20 protein-coding genes, 1 pseudogene and 1 riboswitch are annotated in these 22,442 nt (G+C 58.0%); of the genes and pseudogenes, 13 read left to right on the top strand and 8 right to left on the bottom strand.

All coding sequences use genetic code 11. The features are described 5' to 3' along the window. Positions 1 to 15 precede the first annotated feature (15 nt). Together CWM54_RS05545 and hpxK are read left to right on the top strand one after the other, a co-directional pair. Complete coding sequence (locus tag CWM54_RS05545) at positions 16 to 1,257, top strand: pyridoxal-phosphate-dependent aminotransferase family protein (RefSeq protein WP_100696328.1); 1,242 nt, start codon at positions 16 to 18, stop codon at positions 1,255 to 1,257. After that, positions 1,254 to 2,513: an allantoate amidohydrolase gene (gene hpxK / locus CWM54_RS05540; protein WP_100696326.1), complete on the top strand. Its 1,260-nt coding sequence runs from the start codon at positions 1,254 to 1,256 to the stop codon at positions 2,511 to 2,513. The genes CWM54_RS05545 and hpxK overlap by 4 nt, the downstream gene beginning before the upstream one ends. 32 nt (positions 2,514 to 2,545) lie before the next feature. Here the strand turns inward: hpxK and CWM54_RS05535 are convergent, their stop codons facing one another. Next, positions 2,546 to 3,523 (bottom strand): NAD(P)H-dependent flavin oxidoreductase, encoded by a 978-nt coding sequence (locus CWM54_RS05535; RefSeq protein ID WP_002905232.1) that lies wholly within the window; start codon positions 3,521 to 3,523, stop codon positions 2,546 to 2,548. Between the two features lie 174 nt (positions 3,524 to 3,697). Between CWM54_RS05535 and CWM54_RS05530 the strand changes: the two genes are divergently transcribed. After that, positions 3,698 to 4,603 (top strand): LysR family transcriptional regulator, encoded by a 906-nt coding sequence (locus tag CWM54_RS05530; RefSeq protein WP_165785910.1) that lies wholly within the window; start codon positions 3,698 to 3,700, stop codon positions 4,601 to 4,603. 88 nt (positions 4,604 to 4,691) lie between these two features. Then, positions 4,692 to 5,180: a hypothetical protein gene (locus CWM54_RS05525; RefSeq protein WP_025712450.1), complete on the top strand. Its 489-nt coding sequence runs from the start codon at positions 4,692 to 4,694 to the stop codon at positions 5,178 to 5,180. A gap of 233 nt (positions 5,181 to 5,413) precedes the next feature. Here the strand turns inward: CWM54_RS05525 and CWM54_RS05520 are convergent, their stop codons facing one another. Beyond that, on the bottom strand, positions 5,414 to 6,514 hold the full coding sequence (locus tag CWM54_RS05520; protein ID WP_100696324.1) for an NADH:flavin oxidoreductase/NADH oxidase: 1,101 nt from the start codon (positions 6,512 to 6,514) through the stop codon (positions 5,414 to 5,416). Positions 6,515 to 6,621: 107 nt separating this feature from the next. Continuing rightward, positions 6,622 to 8,229, bottom strand: coding sequence for an FAD-NAD(P)-binding protein (locus CWM54_RS05515; protein WP_100696322.1), 1,608 nt, complete (start codon positions 8,227 to 8,229; stop codon positions 6,622 to 6,624). Positions 8,230 to 8,505: 276 nt separating this feature from the next. Between CWM54_RS05515 and CWM54_RS05510 the strand changes: the two genes are divergently transcribed. Beyond that, on the top strand, positions 8,506 to 9,738 hold the full coding sequence (locus tag CWM54_RS05510) for an MFS transporter (RefSeq protein ID WP_061154549.1): 1,233 nt from the start codon (positions 8,506 to 8,508) through the stop codon (positions 9,736 to 9,738). A gap of 40 nt (positions 9,739 to 9,778) precedes the next feature. On the opposite strand, the gene CWM54_RS05505 is transcribed toward CWM54_RS05510, so the two are convergent. Beyond that, positions 9,779 to 10,693, bottom strand: a complete 915-nt coding sequence (locus CWM54_RS05505) for a DMT family transporter (RefSeq protein ID WP_061154550.1) — start codon at positions 10,691 to 10,693, stop codon at positions 9,779 to 9,781. A 202-nt stretch (positions 10,694 to 10,895) separates the two neighbouring features. Here CWM54_RS05505 and CWM54_RS05500 point away from each other — a divergent pair, with 202 nt between their 5' ends. Next, a complete protein-coding gene (locus CWM54_RS05500; protein ID WP_100696320.1) occupies positions 10,896 to 11,996 on the top strand; it encodes an iron-containing redox enzyme family protein in 1,101 nt (366 codons plus the stop codon). Here CWM54_RS05500 and CWM54_RS05495 read toward each other — a convergent pair. After that, on the bottom strand, positions 11,972 to 12,550 hold the full coding sequence (locus tag CWM54_RS05495; RefSeq protein WP_100680260.1) for a TetR/AcrR family transcriptional regulator: 579 nt from the start codon (positions 12,548 to 12,550) through the stop codon (positions 11,972 to 11,974). The two genes, CWM54_RS05500 and CWM54_RS05495, sit on opposite strands and share 25 nt — an antisense overlap. A 154-nt stretch (positions 12,551 to 12,704) precedes the next feature. Here CWM54_RS05495 and CWM54_RS05490 point away from each other — a divergent pair, with 154 nt between their 5' ends. Beyond that, positions 12,705 to 13,307 carry an HAD-IB family hydrolase gene (locus CWM54_RS05490; RefSeq protein WP_032735635.1) on the top strand — a complete coding sequence of 201 codons (603 nt, stop codon included), beginning with the start codon at positions 12,705 to 12,707 and terminating at the stop codon, positions 13,305 to 13,307. 30 nt (positions 13,308 to 13,337) lie between these two features. Continuing rightward, positions 13,338 to 13,916, top strand: coding sequence for a GNAT family N-acetyltransferase (locus tag CWM54_RS05485; RefSeq protein WP_165785677.1), 579 nt, complete (start codon positions 13,338 to 13,340; stop codon positions 13,914 to 13,916). A gap of 16 nt (positions 13,917 to 13,932) precedes the next feature. Here CWM54_RS05485 and CWM54_RS05480 read toward each other — a convergent pair whose 3' ends face one another. Both CWM54_RS05480 and CWM54_RS05475 read right to left on the bottom strand, forming a co-directional pair. Next, positions 13,933 to 14,604 (bottom strand): hypothetical protein, encoded by a 672-nt coding sequence (locus tag CWM54_RS05480; protein WP_227520700.1) that lies wholly within the window; start codon positions 14,602 to 14,604, stop codon positions 13,933 to 13,935. After that, positions 14,601 to 16,856, bottom strand: coding sequence for a M23 family peptidase (locus CWM54_RS05475; protein WP_165785886.1), 2,256 nt, complete (start codon positions 16,854 to 16,856; stop codon positions 14,601 to 14,603). The genes CWM54_RS05480 and CWM54_RS05475 overlap by 4 nt, the downstream gene beginning before the upstream one ends. A 159-nt stretch (positions 16,857 to 17,015) precedes the next feature. Here CWM54_RS05475 and CWM54_RS05470 point away from each other — a divergent pair. After that, positions 17,016 to 17,096: pseudogene (locus tag CWM54_RS05470) on the top strand (N-acetyltransferase); the annotation flags it as partial. A gap of 37 nt (positions 17,097 to 17,133) precedes the next feature. Here the strand turns inward: CWM54_RS05470 and oxlT are convergent. Further along, positions 17,134 to 18,390, bottom strand: a complete 1,257-nt coding sequence (gene oxlT / locus CWM54_RS05465; RefSeq protein ID WP_100696316.1) for an oxalate/formate MFS antiporter — start codon at positions 18,388 to 18,390, stop codon at positions 17,134 to 17,136. Positions 18,391 to 18,878: 488 nt separating this feature from the next. Then, positions 18,879 to 18,977, top strand: a riboswitch (guanidine-I (ykkC/yxkD leader). A 56-nt stretch (positions 18,978 to 19,033) separates the two neighbouring features. Here oxlT and CWM54_RS05460 point away from each other — a divergent pair. The 4 genes from CWM54_RS05460 to CWM54_RS05445 are packed head-to-tail and all read left to right on the top strand — an operon-like array spanning position 19,034 to position 22,438. Then, entirely contained in the window at positions 19,034 to 20,092 is a 1,059-nt protein-coding gene (locus tag CWM54_RS05460; RefSeq protein WP_100680256.1) for a putative urea ABC transporter substrate-binding protein, read from the top strand. 24 nt (positions 20,093 to 20,116) lie between these two features. Beyond that, positions 20,117 to 20,932, top strand: coding sequence for an ABC transporter permease (locus CWM54_RS05455; RefSeq protein WP_023297641.1), 816 nt, complete (start codon positions 20,117 to 20,119; stop codon positions 20,930 to 20,932). Next, complete coding sequence (locus CWM54_RS05450; RefSeq protein ID WP_100696314.1) at positions 20,929 to 21,705, top strand: ABC transporter ATP-binding protein; 777 nt, start codon at positions 20,929 to 20,931, stop codon at positions 21,703 to 21,705. Before CWM54_RS05455 ends, CWM54_RS05450 begins: the two co-directional genes overlap by 4 nt. A gap of 4 nt (positions 21,706 to 21,709) precedes the next feature. Then, entirely contained in the window at positions 21,710 to 22,438 is a 729-nt protein-coding gene (locus CWM54_RS05445) for an urea amidolyase associated protein UAAP1 (protein ID WP_100696312.1), read from the top strand. The last annotated feature ends 4 nt before the right edge of the window (positions 22,439 to 22,442 follow it).

Raw genomic sequence — 22,442 nt, 5'->3', positions numbered from 1 at the left:
CGTAAGGAATGGCAGATGGATATCACTCAGTTTTCGCAAATTAACCCGCCGCAGCGCCTGCTGATGGGGCCGGGGCCGATCAATGCCGACCCGCGCGTGCTGCGCGCCATGTCGAGCCAGCTGGTTGGCCAGTACGATCCGGCGATGACCCACTATATGAATGAAGTCATGGCGCTCTACCGCGGCGTGTTTCGCACCGAAAACCGCTGGACGATGCTGGTCGACGGCACCTCGCGCGCCGGGATCGAAGCGATTCTGGTGTCGGCGATCCGTCCGGGTGACAAAGTGCTGGTGCCGGTGTTCGGCCGGTTTGGTCATCTGCTGTGCGAGATCGCGCGTCGCTGTCGGGCAGAGGTGCACACCATCGAGGTGCCGTGGGGCGAGGTCTTTACCCCGGATCAGGTTGAGGACGCGATCAAGCGCGTGCGCCCGCGCCTGCTGCTCACCGTGCAGGGCGATACTTCCACCACCATGCTGCAGCCGCTGGCGGAGCTGGGGGAGATTTGCCGTCGTCACGATGTGCTGTTCTATACCGACGCCACCGCGTCGCTCGGCGGCAACCCGCTGGAAACCGACGCCTGGCAGCTGGACGCGGTGTCCGCCGGGATGCAGAAGTGCCTGGGCGGTCCTTCCGGCACCTCGCCCATCACCCTCAGCCCGCGGATGGAAGAGGTCATCCGCCGCCGTCGTTGCATTGAGCAGGGGATCCGCACCGACGCCCACCACGATGGCGTCGACGAGATGATCTACTCCAACTATTTAGATCTCGGCATGGTGATGGATTACTGGGGGCCGGAGCGCCTTAACCACCATACCGAAGCGACCTCGGCGCTGTTTGCCGCCCGGGAGTGCGCGCGCCTGATCCTCCAGGAGGGACTCGACAACGGCATCGCCCGCCACAAACTGCACGGCGATGCGCTGCTGAAGGGTATCCAGGCGATGGGGCTCGAGACCTTTGGCGATCTGCGGCACAAAATGAATAACGTGCTGGGGGTGGTGATCCCCAACAGGGTCAACGGCGATCAGGTACGCAAGCTGATGCTGGAAGATTTCGGCATTGAAATTGGCACCTCGTTTGGCCCGCTGCACGGTAAAGTCTGGCGCATTGGCACCATGGGCTATAACGCGCGAAAAGACTGCGTGATGCAGACGCTCAGCGCGCTGGAAGCGGTCCTGAACTACCTCAAGTTCACCACCACTCAGGGCGCGGCGATGCAGGCGGCCTGGGATCACTACCGCACCGAGGCCACCCTATGAGTGATACCGCCCGCCAGCAGGCGGAGAGAGAAGCGGTTGCCAGCCGGGTGTTGGCCCGCGCCGATCGGCTGGCCACCCTCAGCGAAACCGCCGATGCCCTGACCCGGGTCTATCTGTCACCCGAACATCTGCAGGCCAACCAGCTGGTGGGCCAGTGGATGCAGGCTGCCGGCATGATGGTGTGGCAGGACAGCGTCGGCAACATCTGCGGACGCTATGAAGGACAACAGGAGGGGGCGCCGGCGGTGCTGCTGGGCTCTCATCTTGATACCGTGCGCAACGCCGGGCGCTACGACGGCATGCTCGGCGTGCTGGCGGCGATTGAGGTGGTCCAGCGTCTGCACCAGCAGGGGCGACGGCTGACAAAGGCTATCGAGATCGTCGGCTTTGGCGATGAAGAGGGCACCCGCTTTGGCATCACCCTGCTCGGCAGCCGCGGCGTCACCGGCACCTGGCCTGAAAGCTGGCTGTCACAGTGCGATACCGACGGCGTGAGCGTCGCCCAGGCGCTGGTGAATGCCGGACTCGATCCGGCGCGGATCGGCCACGCGGCCCGTCATCCGCAGGACATCGCCGCCTATCTGGAACTGCATATCGAGCAGGGACCGTGCCTGGAGCAGGCGGGGTTGGCGCTCGGCGTGGTGGAGGCGATTAACGGCGCCCGACGGCTGAACTGCCGTTTTACCGGCGAAGCTGGCCATGCCGGCACGGTGCCGATGCTCCATCGCAAGGACGCCCTCGCCGCGGCGGCGGAATGGATGGTGCAGGTGGAAAACCTGACCCGGCAGCGCGGCGGTAACCTGGTGGCGACGGTCGGCACCCTGCGCTGTGCGCCGGGCGCGGTGAACGTGATACCGGGCGAGGTGCAGTTGACGCTGGATATTCGCGGCCCGCAGGATGCGCCGCTGACGGCGCTGCTGGATGAGCTGCTGGGGGAGGCGCAGGCCATTGCCGGGCGTCGCCAGCTGAGTTTCGCCGCCGAGGAGTATTATCGCATCGCCGCCACCGCCTGCGACAGTCACCTGCAGGCGGTGCTGAGCGAGGCGGTAGTGGCGGTGCAGGGGCGTTCGCTGACGCTGCCGAGCGGCGCAGGGCATGACGCCATCGCTATCGCCGAGCGCTGGCCTTCGGCCATGTTGTTTGTGCGCTGCCTGGGGGGCGTCAGCCATCACCCGGCGGAGTCGGTCACCGCTGCCGACGTCGGGCTGGCTATCGACGCTTTCTCCCGGGCGGTAGAGAAGGTGGCCGACGCCTGATTGCGCCAGTTGCCGTGCCCCGGCTGGCGGCTTCACACCGCCAGCTGGTTGACCACCTCGGCGACGGAGGTGATGGCATGGATGTTGCCGATCCCCGCGCCCACCGAGATATAACCCTCATCAGTATTCCCCTCCAGCATGCCCAGCCGCATCCCGCGCAGACCGCCCATCGCCTGGGCCAGCTCGGCCTTTGAGGCGCCGGCACGATCCATGGCTACCAGTGTGTCGCTCAGTTTGCCGGGCAGCGCGCGGTAGTAGTCCGGCAGGGTACGGAACAGGCGCAGATCCAGACCGTTGGCGGCCACAATTTTCGCTTTCACCGAGTCGGGAACCCGACTTTCGATGGTGCTGATGAATACCGAACCGGCGAAGACGCCTTCCGCTCCCAAAGCATGAACGGCGCGCGCGCCCCGGGCGTCGGTGATCCCTCCGGCGGCCATCACTGGAACCCGCTGTACCGCGTCAACGATCAGCGGGACGATGGTGAAGGTCCCGAGGGCGGTACCCGGCAGCGTGCCGCCTTCGTCAAAGCCGGTGGCGACAATAATATCCGCTCCGGCCTGCTCCGCGCGGCGGCTGTTCTCCGGCGTCGGGTTGATGTCACGATAGATAATGGTGATCCCGGCGGCTTTCAGTTCGTCGAACAGCGCCGGTTTTAATGAACCGTCGCCGTAGCCGGTGTAGACCACCACCTTAACCCCTTCCTCTTTGATCACCGGCAGGATCGCCGGCGTCCAGATGTCGTTTTCCGCCGTCGGGATCAGGTTGACGCCAAAGGGTTTCTCCGTCAGCTGTTTAGTTTTGCGGATCTCTTCGCGCATTTTCTCGGCGGTGGCCTCCGGGGTGGAGACGGCGGTTGCCGCCGTCAGTCCGGCGTTCGGGCCCAGCACGCCAAGCCCACCGGCGTTGCCGACGGCCGCCACCAGACGAGCATCGGTTAGCCAGGAGAGCGGCCCTTGGACCACCGGTTTTTCAATACCCAGAATGCGGGCGACGCGGTTAGGTTGCATGATATTTTTCCTTGTATGTTAATAAGTTATAAATTTCTTCGCCCCAGCGGTGCGGCAATGAGGGTAGTGTAGGCGTCTTTATTGTTTTAAAAAATGAGCAAAAACTTTCATCACTGTTATTAAATTAGTAATAATGTGGGCAGGCGATGAGGCGGGAGACGGGCCGTTATGCAAATGAATCTGTTTGAAAATATTAAAATATTTATTGAAATCGTCGATGCCGGCAGCTTTGCCCAGGCGGCGGAAAATTTGCAGGTCCACCGACCGGCGGTGACCAAGGCGCTGCAGCAGCTGGAGCAGGAGAGCGGGGTCCGGCTGCTGCAGCGCACCACCCGGCGTCTGTATCTCACGCCGGAGGGGGAAGAGTTTTATCGCCGCAGCAAACCGTTGCTCTCCCAGGCCGACGATCTGCTGGAGTCGTTCGCGCCGGACCGGCCGATCCGCGGTCAGCTGCGCGTTGATATGCCGATCGCCTTTGCCCGGCTGCTGGTGATCCCGCATCTGCCAGATTTTTATCAGGCCCATCCGGAGGTGGAAATTGTCCTCAGCAGCTCCGACGTACGCCGGGATATGCTGCGCGATGGTCTGGATTGCCTGCTGCGGGTGGGGGATCTTGAGGATGGCGACTATGTGGCGCGTTCGCTGGGGGAGGTGGCGTTAACCACCTGCGCCAGTCCGGGCTATCTGGCGCGCTATGGGGCGCCCGCGACGCTGGAGGACCTGCAGTCGCATCTGGCGGTGAACTGGGTGAACAGCAGCAGCCGGCAGATTATGCCCTGGCGATTCCAGACCCCGGAGGGCATCAGGCAGATCGCCATTCCCGGTAAACTGGTGCTGGACAACTCTGAAGTCTTTACTGCCGCCGGGCTGGCGGGGCTGGGGATGCTGCAGGGGATGCGTTTCTTTTTGCAACCTTATATCGACAGCGGGCAGCTGGTGGAAATTTTGCCGGACTTTCCGGCGCCGCGTCGACCGTTGTCGCTGCTCTATCCGCACCGGCATCTGTCGCATAAGGTGCGAGTCTTTGCCGACTGGCTGCAGGGGCTGGTGGCAACGCTGGATCGATCGGTGTCGGCTTGACTCTGCCGACTGAGCGATTATATATAAAATGTGAATGCTATTAAGGCAATGAATCACAAAGCTGGATAACGACTTAACCTGTAAGGGAATGCTGATGAAACTCTGGAATAAAACACTGCTTGCTTCCGCCCTGTGTCTGACCCTGTTTGGCTGCGACGATGCGTCGAAAGTGGATAACAAACTGGATAAGGCCAAAGATAATGCGGAGCAGATGAAGGATGCCGCGGCGGACAAAGCGCAGGCGATTAAACAGGATGCGGATAAGCAAATCGATACGCTGAAAAGCCAGGCCGACGCCGAGGCCGACCGCCTGAAGGATCAGGCCAGCGCCATCAAGGCGGAGGCGGACAAGAAAGCGGATGCCATCGCCCAGCAGGCGAAAGCCCAGGCCGATGCCGTGAAGCAGAACGCTAAGCAGGAAAGTGACCGCATAGTCAAAGAGGCGGGTCAGATCAAAGACAACGCCATCGGCGACGCCAATCAGCTCTCGGCGGAAGCGGCGAGCAAAACCAAAGCCATCCAGGACAGTATCGCGGCGGACAAACAGAACACCACGCCACCGCCCGCCCAGCAGTAACTCACGGTGTTTGCCTGATCCGCCGCCCGGAAATATAGGGAGCGGAGCCTGATAGATTGCCCGGCGGCGCTGCGCTTGCGCGGGCCTACGCAGGGAGCGGGTTGGCTGCGCAATGACCGGGTATCACCCTTTTGTAGGCCGGGCAAGGCGCCGCCGCCGCCCGGCACGTGGACCGCAATAACTTCCTGCTCAGGGGTATCTTACGATACCCCTTTTTTATACCCGCCGCGGGTTCAACGGTTTGGCAGCAGGGTGCCTTTCAGGCCGTGTGGCTCGGAGCGCAGGTACTGCGAAGGGACGCGAACCTGGGCGCTGAGGCTGGCCGCGGCGTGCCACGGCCAGTGCGGATCGTAGAGTACCGCGCGGGCGAGGGCGATCAGGTCGGCATCGCCATCCTCCAGAGCCGCTTCTGCCTGCTGCGGGTCGGTGATCAGCCCCACGCCAATTACCGGGATGGCAACCTGCTGGCGAATGTCGTGGGCGAATGGCAACTGATAACCCGGTCCGACGGTGATCGACTGCTGCGGCGACAATCCGCCGCTGGAGACGTGAATATAGTCGCTGCCCAGCGCTTCCAGCTGCTGGCTAAACTGAATGGACTGCTCCACGTCCCAGCCGCCCGCAACCCAGTCGGTAGCCGACAGCCTGACGCCCACCGCCATGGTGTTGCCCACCGCCTTACGGATCGCGTTAAACACTTCCAGCGGATAGCGCAGACGGTTTTCCAGCGAACCGCCGTACTCATCACGGCGCTGATTGCTGAGCGGCGAGAGAAACTGGTGCAGCAGATAGCCGTGGGCGGCGTGCAGTTCAATCAGCTCAAAGCCCAGACGCTGGGCGCGCAACGCGCTGGCGACAAACGCCGCTTTGATGCGCGCCATATCGGCAAGGCTCAGCTCGGCGGGGGCGCGGTCGCCATCGTGAAACGCCACGGCGGAGGGGGCAACGGTTTGCCAGCCCCCCTCGTTGAGGGCCAGCTGATGACCACCCTGCCACGGGGCCGCGCAGGATGCCTTGCGTCCGGCGTGCCCCAGCTGGATCCCCAGGCGGATCGGCGACCAGGCCCGAATATCCTCTACCACCGCGCGCAGCGCGTTTTCGGTTTCATCATCCCACAAACCCAGATCCCCCGGCGAGATACGTCCCGCCGGCTCTACCGCCGTGGCTTCCAGAATTAACAGGCCGGCGCCGGAGAAAGCCAACTGACCAAGATGGATCCGGTGCCAGGAGGTGGCTCTACCCTCGTCGGCAGAGTACTGACACATGGGGGCAATAACGATGCGGTTATCCAGCGCCAGCTGACCAATACGCGTCGCGCTAAAAAGATGGCTCATGAGTACCTCGTAAAAGTTAGACAGGGTCTTGCATGGGGGCGAACAGTCACTGTTTATAGCACGCCTGTTTGCCCTCCTTTATTCGGATATTGCGTTTAAGCAGCCCGCTATTCGATAAACCACAGGCGGCGCCGGCGGCCCGTCGCCTGCTGCGAGACGGCACGGGCCATCGCGCTGCCAATCTCGGCGCTGGCCGTCAGCCCCTGCACAAAGGGACGATCGTGCATCAGCCAGGGAAGGGCGCCGAAAGCGACCCGTCCGCGCAGCGTCTCGGGCGCCTGCAGCGTGTAGTCATCGCCGACGTCCGGAATGTCGTCGCCGCAGGCCAGCAGCTGCTGGCGCAGCGATGGGAAGAGCAGATCCCGGGTTTTCAATGCTTGTTGCCCGCGGGCATCGATAAACACATCGAATTCACAGCGCTGCTGATGATGAACAATCAGCGTTCGGTGAGACTCGCGCTGCAGATCATAATCCTCGCCGAGCGCCACAATACGCAAAATACCGGCCTGGTGCAGGGCCAGCAGCCGGCGAATGGATTCCGGCGGGATGGCGGCATAGTTATCGATAAACACCCGGGCGAGCCCGCGCCGGAATCGGCGGCTGTCCTCGTCGTTGAGCTCCGGCACCACGCTTTCAATCGCCTCGTGCAGGCGGAGAATGGCATAGCGCCAGGGCACCGTGTGGTGTTCGCGCTTATTGCGCTCCACCTCCTGCAGATTGCGTTGCGCCCAGTGGAAAGGATCATGGGTGAGACGGTCGGCAAACCAGGCCTCGGCGATGCTGTCAGGCGTTAGCTGGCGCAGCCCCGTCGCCTCGCACCAGGCCGGGGCGGCATATTCCAGCTCCTGGACGACCAGCTCGAATACCCGATCCAGTAGCCCGTCACTGCCCCGGGCGACAGCTGCCTCAAGGGCGGCAGGGGTGGCGATCTCCAGCGGCTCCCATGGGATCGGACAGTAAAAATCGGCTTCCGGGAGCACCCCGCTGCGCGACATCAGCGTTATCTCCAGTGCCTCGCTGCCGGGGTGGAGGGTAAACTGGGTCGTTTTGTCGTTCTCAGTATGGAAAACACCATGCTGGGCCACCACGGCGATGGCGGCATCAATCGCGCTTAAAGAGGTCCCGAGGATCCCGACCCGACAGGGCGCGATCCGGGCGTCCATCAGGCCGGTCCACGGACTGGGGAAGTACTGTCGACTGGCGCGCTCTTCCTCAGGCCACAGATGGCCGGTGGCAATCGCCACCAGGTCGACGATAACCGGCGCTGCCGCGCTATCGGTGTGGATGGCGATCCCGGCGGGCTGGACGGCAATATCCGTCACTTCACAGGATTCACAAACGCTAACGATGAAGCCGGCGTCCCGGGCCCGCTCAGTGAGATACAGAAAACGGTCGCGATAGTACTCGCCGAGGATCACCCGCGGCAGAAACTGGCGCTCATGCAGCGTGTGCCGCTCGAGGCCGCGCGCCGCCAGCCAGGCGTCGCTGTGCTGCTGCAGCCATTGCAGATAGGTCAGGTCGATAGGGGGGATCTCAATGCTGGCGATGTTGGCCAGCATTTGTGCCGCCGTATTATCATCGCTGTAGGGCATACCCACCCCGGCCTGCGCCTCTTTTTCAAACAGGGTGATCGCCAGCGGCTCACCACGCTTCACCAGTTCATAGAACGTGTAAATCCCCGTCGGCCCCACGCCGACGATGGCAACTCTCTTCATGATTCTCTCCCTTCCTGTGGGCGGATGCGGCATGGACAGCGGTTCATTGACGCCAGCCTGTCTTTAATTCTGGTCGAAAATTGCCGATCCGGTGGGCCGTTACACGCAATTTGAAACAAATTAGCAGGCTAATAAACTTGCCGACGGTCGGGAAAAGGGTGTAATTAACAAAAGAGCAACTTTCTATACAAACAATTTACATAAGCGGTGACACCAGCTTGCTCTGCCGGACGCCGCGCAAGCTCCCGGCAACCCCGTCGGGATAGGGATGACAAGATGCATGGCTGGACTTCACGACAGCGCAACGCGGCGATTGCCAGTTTTTTAAGCTGGACGCTCGATGCTTTCGATTTCTTTCTGTTGGTCTTTTTACTGAGCGATATCGCCCACTCGTTTCACGTCGACCTTGAAGAGGTCACGCTTGCGATTCTGCTTACCCTGGCCGTGCGGCCGATAGGCGCGCTGATTTTCGGCAGGGCGGCGGAAAAGTATGGCCGCAAACCCATCCTGATGCTGAATATCGTCTTCTTCTCCGCCTTTGAGCTGCTCTCCGCCGCCGCGCCGTCATTGATGCTGTTTTTTCTGCTGCGGGTGCTGTATGGCGTGGCGATGGGCGGGATCTGGGGCGTGGCCTCTTCGCTGGCGATGGAGACGATCCCCGACCGCTCGCGTGGCCTGATGTCCGGCCTGTTCCAGGCGGGATATCCCTTCGGCTATTTGCTGGCGGCCGTCGCCTACGGCCTGCTGTTTGAACATCTCGGCTGGCGTGGGATGTTTGTGATTGGCGCCGCGCCGGTGCTGCTGCTGCCGTTTATCTATTTCTGCGTCGAGGAGTCCCCGGTTTGGCTGGCGGCCCGGCAAAGTAAAGCGAGCACGGCGCTGCTGCCGGTATTGCGTAGTCACTGGAAGCTGTGCCTGTACCTGGTGGTGCTGATGGCGGCCTTTAACTTTTTCTCCCACGGGACCCAGGATCTCTACCCGGTCTTTTTGAAAGTCCAGCACGGCTTCGAGCCTAAAACGGTCAGCATTATCGCCGTCTGCTACAACATTGCCTCGATTATTGGTGGCGTGTTCTTCGGTTCGCTGTCGGAAAAAATTGGCCGACGCAAAGCGATTATGATCGCCGCCCTGCTGGCGCTACCGGTCATCCCGCTGTGGGCTTTCGCCAGCGGCTCGCTGGCGCTGGGGGCGGGGGCATTCCTGATGCAGTTTATGGTGCAGGGGGCCTGGGGAGTGATCCCCACCTGGCTCAATGAACTGGTCCCGGCCAACACCCGGGCGGTGCTGCCTGGCTTCGTCTATCAGCTGGGTAATCTGCTGGCTTCGGTGAACGCCACGCTGCAGGCCTCCATTGCTCAACATCATGGGCATAACTATGGTCTGGCGATGGCCCTGGTGGCCGGGACGGTGGCGATTGTCATTACCGTCCTGACCTTCTTTGGTCGCGAGGGACGGGTGATTCAGCCCGCAGGAGCGGGGCATCGTCAGCCGCTCTCCACCAGCCGTTAACTTCTGCTACCGGGTGTCGTCAGGCGCCCGGTAGCGTACGTTAGCCGCGCAGACGAATTGCCGCCGCCTGGCGTTTCTCCAGCGAGCAGATCCCAATCCCCACCATGATAAACAGCGCGCTGAACAGATGCCAGGCATGCGGCTGGGTATGCAGGAAGAGGATGCTCAACACCCCGCCGGAGAGCGGGATGATATGGGTGTAAATTTCTCCCCGGGTGGCGCCAATCGCGGCGATACCTTTGTTCCAGAACAGATAGGCCAGCCACGACGGGAAAATCACCAGATACGCCAGGCCGCTGAGGAAAAACGGCTCGCGCCAGGCGGCCCAGTCCTGCGCCGGGTGGCGCATCAGCCAGAAGATGACGATTGGCAGCAGGATCAGGGCGCCGAGCAGCGAGCTGACGGCGACAAAGCCATTCGCCGGGATCCGGCGGTCCTTCAGACGTAATAGCGAGCAGTAGAGCGCCCAGCTCAGCGCCGACCCCATGGCCCACAGATCGCCGACGGAAAAGGTATGCAGCGAGGTGGCATGCAGTGGGTTCCCCTGGAATAACAGGATCATCACGCCAAGGGTGCTGAAAATGACCCCCAGCCAGTTGCGCGCCGATACCGGGTCACGAAAAATCAGCCGGTTAATCAGCAGCACCATGCTCGGCGTGGCGGACATATAGATGGCGGCATTGAGGGCGGAGGTGGTTTGCAGGCCAATATAGAGCGTAAGCGGGAAGCTGACCTGGCCACAGAGGGTTAACACCAGTACCGCCGGCGCGTTATCCCGTAGCAGGTGGCGGCTGGCGGCAATTTGCCGGTGGTAGAGCAGGCCCAGTAACAGCGCCGTCAACGCCCATCGCGCTTCTGTCATCAGGATCGGATCCACGCCCTGGACCAGCACGTGACCGACCACGTAATTTCCCCCCCAGAACAGGGCGGCCAGCGTCAGTAATAAATAGGGCATGCTGATTCCTTGCGTCGCTTATCACTGTACTAGATGGTAACTTTAATAATTTTATAATATCAATATTTTTATAGTGGTCTTTTTGTTATTTATTAAAAAACCATATTTTACAATGTTATATTCGTTATCCATAAATTTTCGTTGCCGCGTTGTTAACGGTACTATACCGTATAGTCGCCATGCATTTCACAGGGACAAATTCATGCGTAACACAGAAAATGGGGTCATTGGTAGTGACCAGACCGCGGTGATGGCCAAGCTGGCACTGGATGAGTTAATTGACCAGCTTCTGCACAGCAACGCGCTATCGCTGAAGCTGACGGCCAACCCGCTGGTCGCCGACAGAGCCTGGCATCTGACTGAGAATACCTGCATCCGCGCCTTCTCCGCTGACGATCCACAGGCCAAAAAGCGCGCTCATCATGCGCTGTTCATCCTCTATCAGTCCTGGCTTGCCGACCCGCTCTCGCCAGCGGCAGCCAATCAATTTCATCCGCTGCTCTCCGGGATCAGAAATTACATTGAGTCTGAGTGGCTGCGGGCGGAAAGCAAACGTTTCCATCGCCAGAGACCGGTGCTTAATGCCGGCAATATCGTCGACGAACTGCGCGCCTTATGCCAGCAGCACCCGGCGTCTCATCATCCGCTGTTCGATTTCCTTGCCAGCGAGGCCTCCGCGGCGCAAATCGACTATTTCTTCAAAAGCGACAGCGCGCTGAATCTGCTGTTCTTCGATCTTGTGGCGATGGGGTTGGTGGGTTCGCTGCCAGAAACCCGCGCGGAGATTGCGCAAAATCTGTGGGATGAGATAGGTCAGGGCAGCACTGAGATCACCCACGTCAATCTGTATAAGGATTTACTGAAGCGGCGGAATATCGCGTTGCCGGACAATCATTTTGCCCACCTGTACGACTGGCAGGGCCTGGCCGGGTATAACGCCTTTATGCTGGGCGGCGTAAACCGTCAGCATTATTACAAATCGCTGGGGGTCATGGCGATGACCGAGCTGCTCGACCCACCGCAGTATGAAAAACTGGTGGCGGGCTGTCGGCGGATTGGGCTTTCCGATCGCGATGTGCATTACTATGCCGAACATATCACCGTCGATATCGGTCATGCGGATGGCTGGCTGAACAATGTGATTGTGCCGATTGGCAAAAAACATCCGGCGGCGATGGAGGAGGTCTACTTTGGCGCCGCGCTGCGCCTGCAAACCTGCAACGATTACTATGATTGCCTGCTGGCGGCCCTGCAGTCGCTGGACGGCCGCGCATCATCTCACAAGGTACCGCCTTCTGAGTAAATAAGCGCTTTGGCCGCGCTCCAGGCGGTGATCCCCGGTGGGATCTCCCGGCATTCGGCGGACTCGGCCTGCTGGGCGGCGATGGCGCCATCGATGAGCATCACCATCATCATGGCCACCCGCTCGGCAGGTTCCGGTTTTAACACCTGCAGGAGGATATCGCGGAAGAACTGCCAGAGGAGCGACTTGAACCGGGAGCACTGCTCCCGGATCGCTGGCGATGACGCGCCATATTCAAACAGTGCGCGGGTAAACATGCAGCCGTGGAACGTGTCGCAGGTAAACCAGCGATGGTAGTAGTCGAACACGGCAAACAGCTTCTCCCGCGCGCTGGCTTTATCCGCCGTGATCTGCGCCAAATCCTGCATAAATTCGCTCTCTTTCTGCTTGAGGATAGCCAGAATGAGCGCCTCTTTATCGGTGTAATAGCGGTAGAAGGTCATTTTGGAGATGCCGGCATGTTCAGCAATCCGCTCGATGCTGGGCGACTGATATCCTTCGCGATTAAACAGCGCGCTGGCGTGGCGGAGAATGTCCGCTTGTTTTGGCTTCATGCGTTTTCCTGTCGAATGGTTCGCTGTCACGACTGCCGGTGACACGGCCGTCCTGCGACAGCGGTGCATTATGCCGGATCTTGCCGCCAGACGGGCAAAAAGTAAATCAGCCGCGGTTTATGCGGCGTCGGTGTTTTTGAATAAGGTTACAAGGATGAAGAAGAACATTGCCTTTTTTGACTTCGATGGCACGATAACCCACGAAGATACTTTTACCCCTTTCATTTATCAGTCCCTCGATGCGAAAGCCGTTCGTCGGGGCAAGCTGCGTCTGTTACCGCATATTCTCGCCTGGAAAATGGGTTGGCTCTCAGCCTCTGCTATCCGGCAAAAAGTCTTTCATTATGCTTTTGCTGGAAAATCGCAGCCTGAGATCCTGCAACGTGGCAACGATCATAGCCAGGTGTTTATTCCCCGCACGCTGCGGGAGAACGCGATGCAGCGTATAGCCTGGCATCAGGCGCGAGGAGACACCGTGGTGGTGGTCTCAGCCTCGCTGGATGTCTATCTTCGTCCGTGGTGCCAGCAGCACCATCTCGAACTGCTGTGCAGCGAAGTTGAATTTCAAAACGGGGCAGCGACCGGAAAGTATCAGGGCGGAGACTGCAGCGGCCTGGCGAAAAAGGCGCGCATCCTGGCGAGCTACCCCCTGGCCGATTACGAGGAGATCTTCGCCTACGGCGATACGCCGGAAGATTTCGCCATGCTGGCGCTGGCCACCACTAAAATCTATCGCTGGGATGAGGCTCCACCATGAGCCTGGCAGCGTCAGGCTGCGCAGGTTAAGATGGCCCCGCCATTGCCCGTCTCATTAAGAAGAAGAGAAGAGATGATATTACCCCTGACCACGCCCCGGCTGCTGCTGCGCCGGTTCAGAACGGAAGATCTGCCGTCTTTCAGCCATTATCGCAACCTGCCGGAGGTGGCCCGCTTCCAGAGCTGGACCCACTATGGCATGACAGAGGCGACAGCCTTCTATGAACAACAGCGTTCGCTGGCCTTTGCTGAAGAGGAGAGCTGGTTCCAGCTTGCCGTAGAGATCCAGGCCAACGGTGCGCTGGCGGGGGATGTGGGGATCCACTTTTTCGATCAGGGCAGACAGGCCGAGCTGGGGATGACCTTTTCCCCGGCGTATCAACATCAGGGGTATGCCCGGGAAGCCATTCATGCGGTGATGGCCTTACTCTTTGAACAGTTAGCCCATCACCGGCTGATGGCGGTGGTTGATACCCGCAATTCCGGCGCGATCAAACTCTTGGAAGGGCTGGGCTTTCGTCGCGAGGCGCATTACCGGCAGAATATCTTTTTTAAAAGCGAGTGGGGCGATGAGTATCTGTACGCGCTGCTGCGCAGCGAATATCAGTGAAGTGACGGGCGAGCCGTCACTTCTGTCTATGCTCTACAACACCCAATTCGACTGTCTCAAGGGATATGAGCATATAGGAGGTAAAGTCGACTTGTTCTCCATCGATAAGATTGATCATCGACCCTGAACCACAGAATGCAGCTTCGTCACGTATAAGGCAGAATGACAATTTTTTCTTCACTCCCTTCTTTTTTTCTTGTAAGGAAATGTTGTTATCAATGACTGCATATCCATGGGCATTAATTGTCTGAATATTATACAGATGTACAGGCTGCAACTCGCTAAGGTTAACAATGCCATAGACATCCTTAGAGCGCTGGATACTTTCTTTACTCAAAGTGTATTTTTTCTTTTTCCATATTCCTGTTTTTTCATCAAAGAAGACTTTTTCAGGAAGCAACCTGTTTGGGCCGTATCCATCATGGATGACATCGACAGAAAACCAACAAAACCAAGTGTAAAACGGTGGATTCTTTATTTTTAATGATGTGTATTCACTCGGATAATAGTTTTTAAATGAAACTTTATCACATGTGTTATTCCCGCTACCATTAGATATGGCGTTATTATAATTAACAAACCTGTTTTTATTGAAGTCAGAGGGTACATGTATTGCCGGTGTGATGGAGCTTACGGCTTTTTGTGATAAAAATATCAATATTAGTAAAATTATAACTCCCCTCATCATCCTCTCCTCAACTGTTCTGATTCGGGTTCTTCATTAACCAACAAATTATTGCTGTCCGGGAATTTTTGCTCAGTAAGTACGGCTATCGCACTACCGTATGCGCAGCAGCGTTCATTAAAACCATTTAATCCTTGATATTGTTCATTATCAATTTGTGCGGGTAAATTAACGGCAGCACTGGCTTGCCAGAAGGCCTGACTACGATAGTAAATTTTTACCCCGTTTCTTCTGGTATTGACGCTACATCGCTCGAGTATATGTTCGTTATCAGCGTAATATGCCATATTTCTTGACGCCCAGTAAAATCCTGCACTGCTAGTCGCCTCATGGTTATCGCTGCTGACATTATTCCTCCAGCTAATAATGTTCTCAGGAATGTTGTTTTCTGTATCAGATAGGTGATTGTCGGTGTAGCGAATGCCCCGGTGTGAATAAAGACGATTATATTCATTTATCAGAGTATCTTTGATGTTTACAGGATATACTCGTCCTCTGAAGCTAAAATATTCGAAATAATTTAGTGGGCTGGTTAGCTGTAACAGGCCTCGGCCATACCACGGGTAGTACCAAATATTATAGCGACGAACGACCTGATGCGTGCGTGGATCCCTTTCCGTATAGCGATAACCTTCCTCCATTGTTCCCAGCCACCCCGTCTCCTGAATCCCGTTTCCCAGAAAGCAAGCGAGTCGGAGTGGGGTGGTTATCAGGTGTTTCTGCATTGCTCTGTTAATGTGCGTGCGGATATTATCCGCAAGGCTTCCGACGCCATCCCGGTAGATGATGGCTTCCCATCGATAATCATTCTGTCCAGCCATTCTTAACAGATTGCGCGGAACAATTTGCTTCAATTCTGATTTGCTAAGCCAGCAGCACCTGCGAAAATGGGTAATGAAGGCCACTGGATGAAAATGCCATAGTCGATCTGCGCCAAGCGTGCCCGTATCAAAGCACAGTGCTGAAACATGACTTTTCAACCGCTCATAGTCATCATCAGACATAGCCTGAGTATCGTCGTTTTTGTTTTTTAGCCAGGAATAACGCTCATCAAAAGTGTCGGCGTTCCATTCGAGTGGAAAATGACAAACCAGACGGCTGCTCAGATCGCTAAGGTTCCCACTCTCCTGTAATCCCGTGATAAAGTCGGAATTACACTGGCTGTTATTGTCCATGTCATCGTCCACCATTCGCCAGCCCTTCCAGTGCGGGAAGTCGGCATCACTGAATTTTTTGATGTCAGAAGAGGCCAGATTTACAAACCCTGAGCCTCCGGGGAAATTGACAGTACGCCACAACGGGGCGATGGCAGGGATGAGAGTTTCATATTCAGTACTAATGATCCGACCAAAGCGGAGTAGTTCAAAGCCCGCAGAAGGATTCTGCGGGTACAGACGTTTGGCTGTCCAGTATAGATTGTATTCATATTTCAGACCTAATCTTCTTATGTCGTCAATTTGGTTAGCATCTATGTTTACTAGAGGCTCTCCCACCGTATCGAAGTGTGCCCCGATGGTGGTATTCTGCCTGCGAGTAATCATCGAACAGTCACCTTTTTCGAAGGTCATACTGACAAACAGTGGTTCGGCACTGGTATGAACGAGATTTAGGCGGTCGGTATCTGCTGAGGCTGCGTCAGCTACAGATTCGTAAAACCGAGTCCCAGCAGGCAGATAAAAATGAATATCACCATAAACCGTATCGGTTCTGCCATCGCGGGTGACATCCAGTTCGGGTAGCATGCGTCCGGTTAGTTTCAACATGTTTTCATTGTCACAGAAAATCTGAAAGTGAAAGGCATTATTTTCATCCACCATCCCATTCTGTCCTATGCGATCCTTGCGCCAGACTCTGCCTTCCTCCCTTATTGCGGGATTCAGTCGGTCTCTGAGGTGCATATACAGGGAGTAATACAAGACGCTACAACTTTCCCCGATCTCGGTTTTATGCTTTAACAGAACATACCCATCATCAGTTCTGCCATTAATATTCAGCGGAAATGCATCCCGTCTTTCTGTGTTTGATGGCGCCCTGAAAGAGACAACTTCTCCATCTGCAATCGCGCGTACAAATTCGATGCGATTATAACCTTCATCAGGATTGTCGGTGTGGAGAACATGTACACCGCCATGCCATGACGCGGATCTGTTTACAGGAAAACCCCGGTTTAAATCAGTGGGCATCATTCTTTCCACCCATGATGCATCACATTCTCCTTCATTCCGGGGACGTATAAATGGCGGGCTTATTATCATGCTGACTCCCTGTCTGCTTTGTTGAGGCTATAAAAGTACAGAATAGCGCAATTTTATTTAATTAAGTACTGTGCGTTGTTAAATAAAAAATTCACTTGAATGAATTTATTAGCTGACGTTATCAACTCTATGATTTTCATTACCTGAGAACGGAAATAATATTACCGGCAGAATATCTTTTTTAAAGGCGAGTGGGGCGATGAGTATCTGTACGCGCTGCTGCGCAGCGAATATCAGTGAAGTGACGGGCGAGCCGTCACTTCTGTCAGCGCTGCAGTTAGCTATGCTGGCGGATAAAGCGCGCGCGCCACGGTTTTAGCACCCACAGCGCGAGGGCGGCGGTGACAAAATCAAGGCCAATCGCGCAGCTGAAGACGACATGCCAGCCGTGGGTGTACTGATAGAGCAGTGCCGCCAGCGGGCCGCCGAAGATTGACCCGATGCCCTGAGAAATATACAACCAGCCATAGTTGGTGGCGGCATGCTCGCTGCCGAACGTATCGGTGAGTGTCGACGGGAAGAGGGAGAAGATCTCCCCCCAGCCAAAGAACACCACCCCGGAGAGCAGGACAAACAGCAGCGGATCTTCCCGGCACGCCAGCCAGAGCATCATCGCCACGCCTTCCAGCGCAAAGGCGATAAACATGGTTTGCTCGCGGCCGAAGCGGTCGGAAATAAAACCAAACAGCGGCCGGGTTAAGCCGTTGGTGAAGCGGTCTATCGTTAACGCCAGCGGCAGCGCCGCCATGCCAAACACCACCGCCTGGCTAATGCCGAAATCCTCGGCGAACACCGCCATCTGCGAAGTGACCATCAGCCCGGAAGTCGACATCATCGCCATCATGGCGAACATCAGCCAGAACAGCGGCTGGCGCAGCATTTCCCGGGAAGTAAACGATCTGCTGCTCTGCGCCACCGTCTGACTGACGGGCTGGGAGACAGCGGGCGGCGGCAGCTTCAGCCCCTGACTGGCGAGGAAGCCGACGAGGGCGAAAAGGATCCCGAAAGTCGTCATCGTGTGTTCGAGGCCGTTAGTGGTCAGCGACAGGGAGATGGGGAAGGTGGTTATGATGGCCCCCATCCCGTAGCCCGCCGCCACCGCGCCGGCGGCAAACCCCCGCTGCTGTGGGAACCATTTGACCATCAGGCCGACAACGCCGATGTAGACGATCCCGGTCCCGAGCCCGCCCATGCAGCCATAAACCAGCCAGAACGTTGCCAGGCCGTTCACCTGCGCGGAAAGCACCCAGCTCATTCCCGCCATCACCGTGCCAATAGCGATCAGCCGCCGTGGACCAAATTTTTCCACTAACCGCCCCTGAAACGGGGAAAAGAAGGTCTGCAGGATGATCAGCAGGGAGAAGGTGACCTGCAATTCTGGCAGACCCACGCCAAGCTTGGCGGCCAGGGGTTTTGTCAACAGCGTCCAGACATATTGCGGACTGGAAATGGCGGCCATACAGATCAAGCCCAGCACCAGCTGGCGCCATTTGCCATATTTCGGGGTAACCAACGGTTCACTGAGTGTCGTCATGTTGTTCTCCGTTTTCAGTTAGCAGGTTTCCGTGAAACGCATCCACCCTGGATGCCTCACGGAAAGGGGAAGGTGGCGACCGCAGAGTGACGACGTGTTGTGGCCATACGGCATACGATCTTGTCCACATCGCGGTATACAAGCGCAGAGCATTAAACGTGCCACATCAAATAATCATTTATATTCAGCAAGTTAATGTGATGAGGTGGTAACTGACGGGATGCAACGTGGTGAATGGGCGGCACTGAGGCGGTGCAAATGGGTCATCGCGGTGCGTGGGAAACGTTCGTGGCAAATCCGCAGAATGTCGGCGCATGCGCTCTGCGTTTTCCTGCACCAAAGCCATGCAATGCCCCAACATCACTCCCCATTTTTGGGAATCGATGCGTCCGCTGGCGGCGAAACGCGGCTGTGAGCGGCCTCTGGCTCCTGGCATGGTGCTTGCAAGAACATCGGCAGAAAGCAGCGCAACAGACAATTCAGATCACACAATAGCTGGCTAGGGTTCCGGTTCACCGCGGTGAACGTCTGGTCCGAGAGCTGGCGACCTCGGCGAGGTTACACGGCGGGATAAAAGCCCGGGAGACAGCAGCACCGTTGGGTGTCGCGCTGCTCCGTTTCTCGTGCTAACCAGAGGTCCACCATGAAAACATCGCCGCTCCTCCGCTCACTTGTCCTGTCGCTGACGCTGCTGACCAGCGTCCCGTCGTTTGCCGCCGTCAAAAAAGAGTTCAACGTCTGCTGGACCATCTACGCCGGCTGGATGCCCTGGGGAACCATCAGTAACGAAAAGATCATTGATAAATGGGCCAGCAAATACGGCATCAAGATCAATATCGTCCAGCTCAACGATTACATCGAATCCATCAACCAGTACACCGCCGGGCAGTTTGACGGCTGCACGATGACCAACATGGACGCGTTGACGATCCCGGCGGCGGGCGGTGTCGACAGCACGGCGCTGATCACCGGCAGCTACTCCGACGGTAACGACGGGGTGGTCCTGAAGGGGACGGATAAAAAGCTCAGCGACCTGAAAGGGATGTCGGTGTATCTCCCGGAGCTGTCGGTATCCCACTATCTGCTGGTGCGCGGCCTGGAAAAAGCCGGGCTGCAGGAAAAAGACGTCAAGGTGGTGAATACCTCCGATGCCGATATCGTCTCGGCCTTCGGCACCAGCGGCGTGCGGGCGGCGGTGGCCTGGAATCCACAGCTGTCAGTTATCAAAAAGACCCCGCAAACCAGCGAAGTGTTTAGCTCCTCGCAGGTGCCCGGCGAGCTTATCGACATGATGGTGGTGAATACCCAGACCCTGAAAGATAACCCCGCGCTGGGCAAAGCCCTGACCGGCGCCTGGTTTGAAATGATGGCCAAAATGAAGGCCGGGGATACCCAGGCGTTGAGCGCCATGGCCGCCGACTCCGGCACCGATCTTGCCGGCTACCAGGCACAGCTGAAAACAACCCATCTGTTCTGGACACCGGCCGACACCCTGGCGTTTATCTCCTCGCCGGAACTGGCGAAAACGATGCAGCGAGTGGCGCAGTTCTCGTTCGATAAAGGCCTGCTGGGTGAAGGGGCGCAGAGCGCGGACTTTATCGGCATGACCTTCCCGGGAAATGTCACTCTCGGCGATGCCGCCAACCGCAAACTGCGCTTTGACGACAGCTACCTGAAGCTGGCCGCCGCGGGCCAACTGTAATGATTACTGCCGGGAGACCACGCCATGCGCCACATTAACCGTTATCCCCAAAAGGGGATGCGCCTGACGCTGATGCTGCTGCCTTTTGTCGTGCTGATCGCCGCCTGGTTTATTGGATCGGCGGTGCGGCTGGAAGCCAATCCGCAGGACAAGTTGCTGCCAGGCCTGTCGCAGATGGTGGCAGCCATTGACCGGATGGCGTTCACCCCGGACAAACGCAGCGGTGAGTATCTGCTGTGGGCCGATACGCTGATCAGCCTGAGCCGTCTGTTGACGGGCCTGGCCGTCTCGTCGCTGATCGGCCTCGGTATCGGCATCGCCGCCGGCGTCTTCCCGATGTACCGTGCGGCGCTGTCGCCACTGCTGACGGTGGTGTCAATGATCCCACCGCTGGCGATCCTGCCGGTGCTGTTTATCGTCTTCGGCCTGGATGAGCTGTCGAAAGTGATGCTGATCGTCATCGGCATTACGCCAATGCTGGCGCGCGACCTGGAGCAGCGGGCGAAGGAGATCCCGGCGGAGCTGTTTATTAAGGCGCAGACCCTCGGCGCTAATAGCTGGACCCTGGTGCTGCGGGTGGTGCTTCCCCAGCTGCTGTCGCGGCTGATCACCTCTCTGCGCCTGCTGCTGGGCTCAGCATGGCTGTTCTTGATCTCCGCCGAGGCCATCTCCGCTACCGCCGGGCTGGGGTACCGCATTTTCCTGGTGCGGCGCTATATGGCGATGGACGTGATTATTCCCTATGTCATCTGGATCACGTTGCTGGCATGGCTGATGGATCTGGCGCTGCGCCAGCTGCACAAAGCCTGTTTCCCGTGGGCGGAAGGAGGCCGGGGATGAGTTTTATCGACATCAAAAACATCTGGCAGGAGTACGGCGACCACGTGGTGCTGGAGCGCATCAATCTGCAGGTGAAAGAGGGCGAGTTTTGCTCGATGGTCGGCGCGTCCGGTTGTGGTAAATCGACCTTTTTACGCCTGCTGCTCGGTCAGGAAAAACCGACCCGTGGCGACATCCTGCTCGATGGCCAGCCGCTGGCGGCAGAGCCGGATCGCAGCCGCGGCGTGGTCTTCCAGCGCTATTCGGTGTTTCCGCATCTCAACGTGCTGGATAACGTCGCCATCGGCCTGGAGCTGCCGGCGTCCCCGCTGCTGGGGCGCCTGTTTGGCGGCAGAAAACGCGAGGCCCGGCAACAGGCCCAGTACATGCTGGAGAAAGTGGGGCTGGGGCACGCTCTGGATAAATACCCGTCGCAGTTGTCCGGGGGGATGCAACAGCGGCTGGCCATTGCCCAGGCGTTCGTGATGCAGCCTCGGGTGCTGCTGCTCGATGAGCCCTTCGGCGCGCTGGATCCCGGCATACGTAAGGATATGCACGCGCTGCTGCTCCAGCTGTGGAGCGAAACGCGCATGACGGTGTTTATGGTCACCCACGATCTGGCCGAAGGCTTCAACCTGGGCACCCGGCTGCTGGTGTTCGACAAAGTGCGCATCGATCCGCAGGCGCCTAACGCCTGGGGAGCGCGCATTACCTACGATATCCCGCTCAATGAGGCGCGGATGGCGCAGCTGGCCACCGGTAGCGACACCAACGTTTACGCATTAAGGAGATAAATTGATGACCGTACTTTTTCACGCCACTCCCAGCCTGCGCGAAGAGCGGCTTCCCGGCGGGGCGCACACCTCGCTGATTTTGCGCAAAGGGCAGATCCTGCGCCTGACCGATATCGACGGCGGGGCGAACGTCAGCATGATGATGCTCAACCCTCATGAGAAAAGTGAGCGCCTGAACCTGCCGGATACTCTCAAGGGCCAGCATACCGCGCGCCTGACCGCCGGACACTGTTTCTACTCCGATATGGGCCGGGTGCTGGCCGGGATCGTCGCCGACAGCTGCGGCTGGCACGATCCGTTCGGCGGGGTCCTCAACGCCGAAGAGACACACGACAAATATGGCGCTGGCCGCTACCAGGAACTACGTAATGGCTTCTACCGCAACGGCGTCGATAACCTGCTGGTGGAGATGGGCAAATGGGATCTCGGTCTGGAAGACCTGCTGATGGTGGTCAACTTCTTCAGCAAAGTCACCGTCGATGAAGAGGGCCGTTTCCAGTTTGTTGCCGGCAACAGTCGCGCCGGGGATTACGTTGAGCTGTTTGCCCCGATGGACGTCCTGCTGGTGCTCACCGCGCTGCCACATCCCCAGGATCCGGCCACAGAATATGCGCCCCGTCCGGTGCAGCTGAGCTGGTATCAGGCCGACGATGAGGACGCGGCCACCGAGGCGCTCCTGACCCGCGATGAGAATCAGCGTGCGTTCCGCAATACCCAATTTTTTGCCCTGTAAGGAG

Origin of the sequence: Klebsiella sp. D-Nf1, from assembly GCF_002810515.1 — a bacterium.
Taxonomy (GTDB): Bacteria; Pseudomonadota; Gammaproteobacteria; order Enterobacterales; family Enterobacteriaceae; genus Klebsiella; species Klebsiella variicola.
This window is presented reverse-complemented; position numbering and strand designations above follow the sequence as displayed.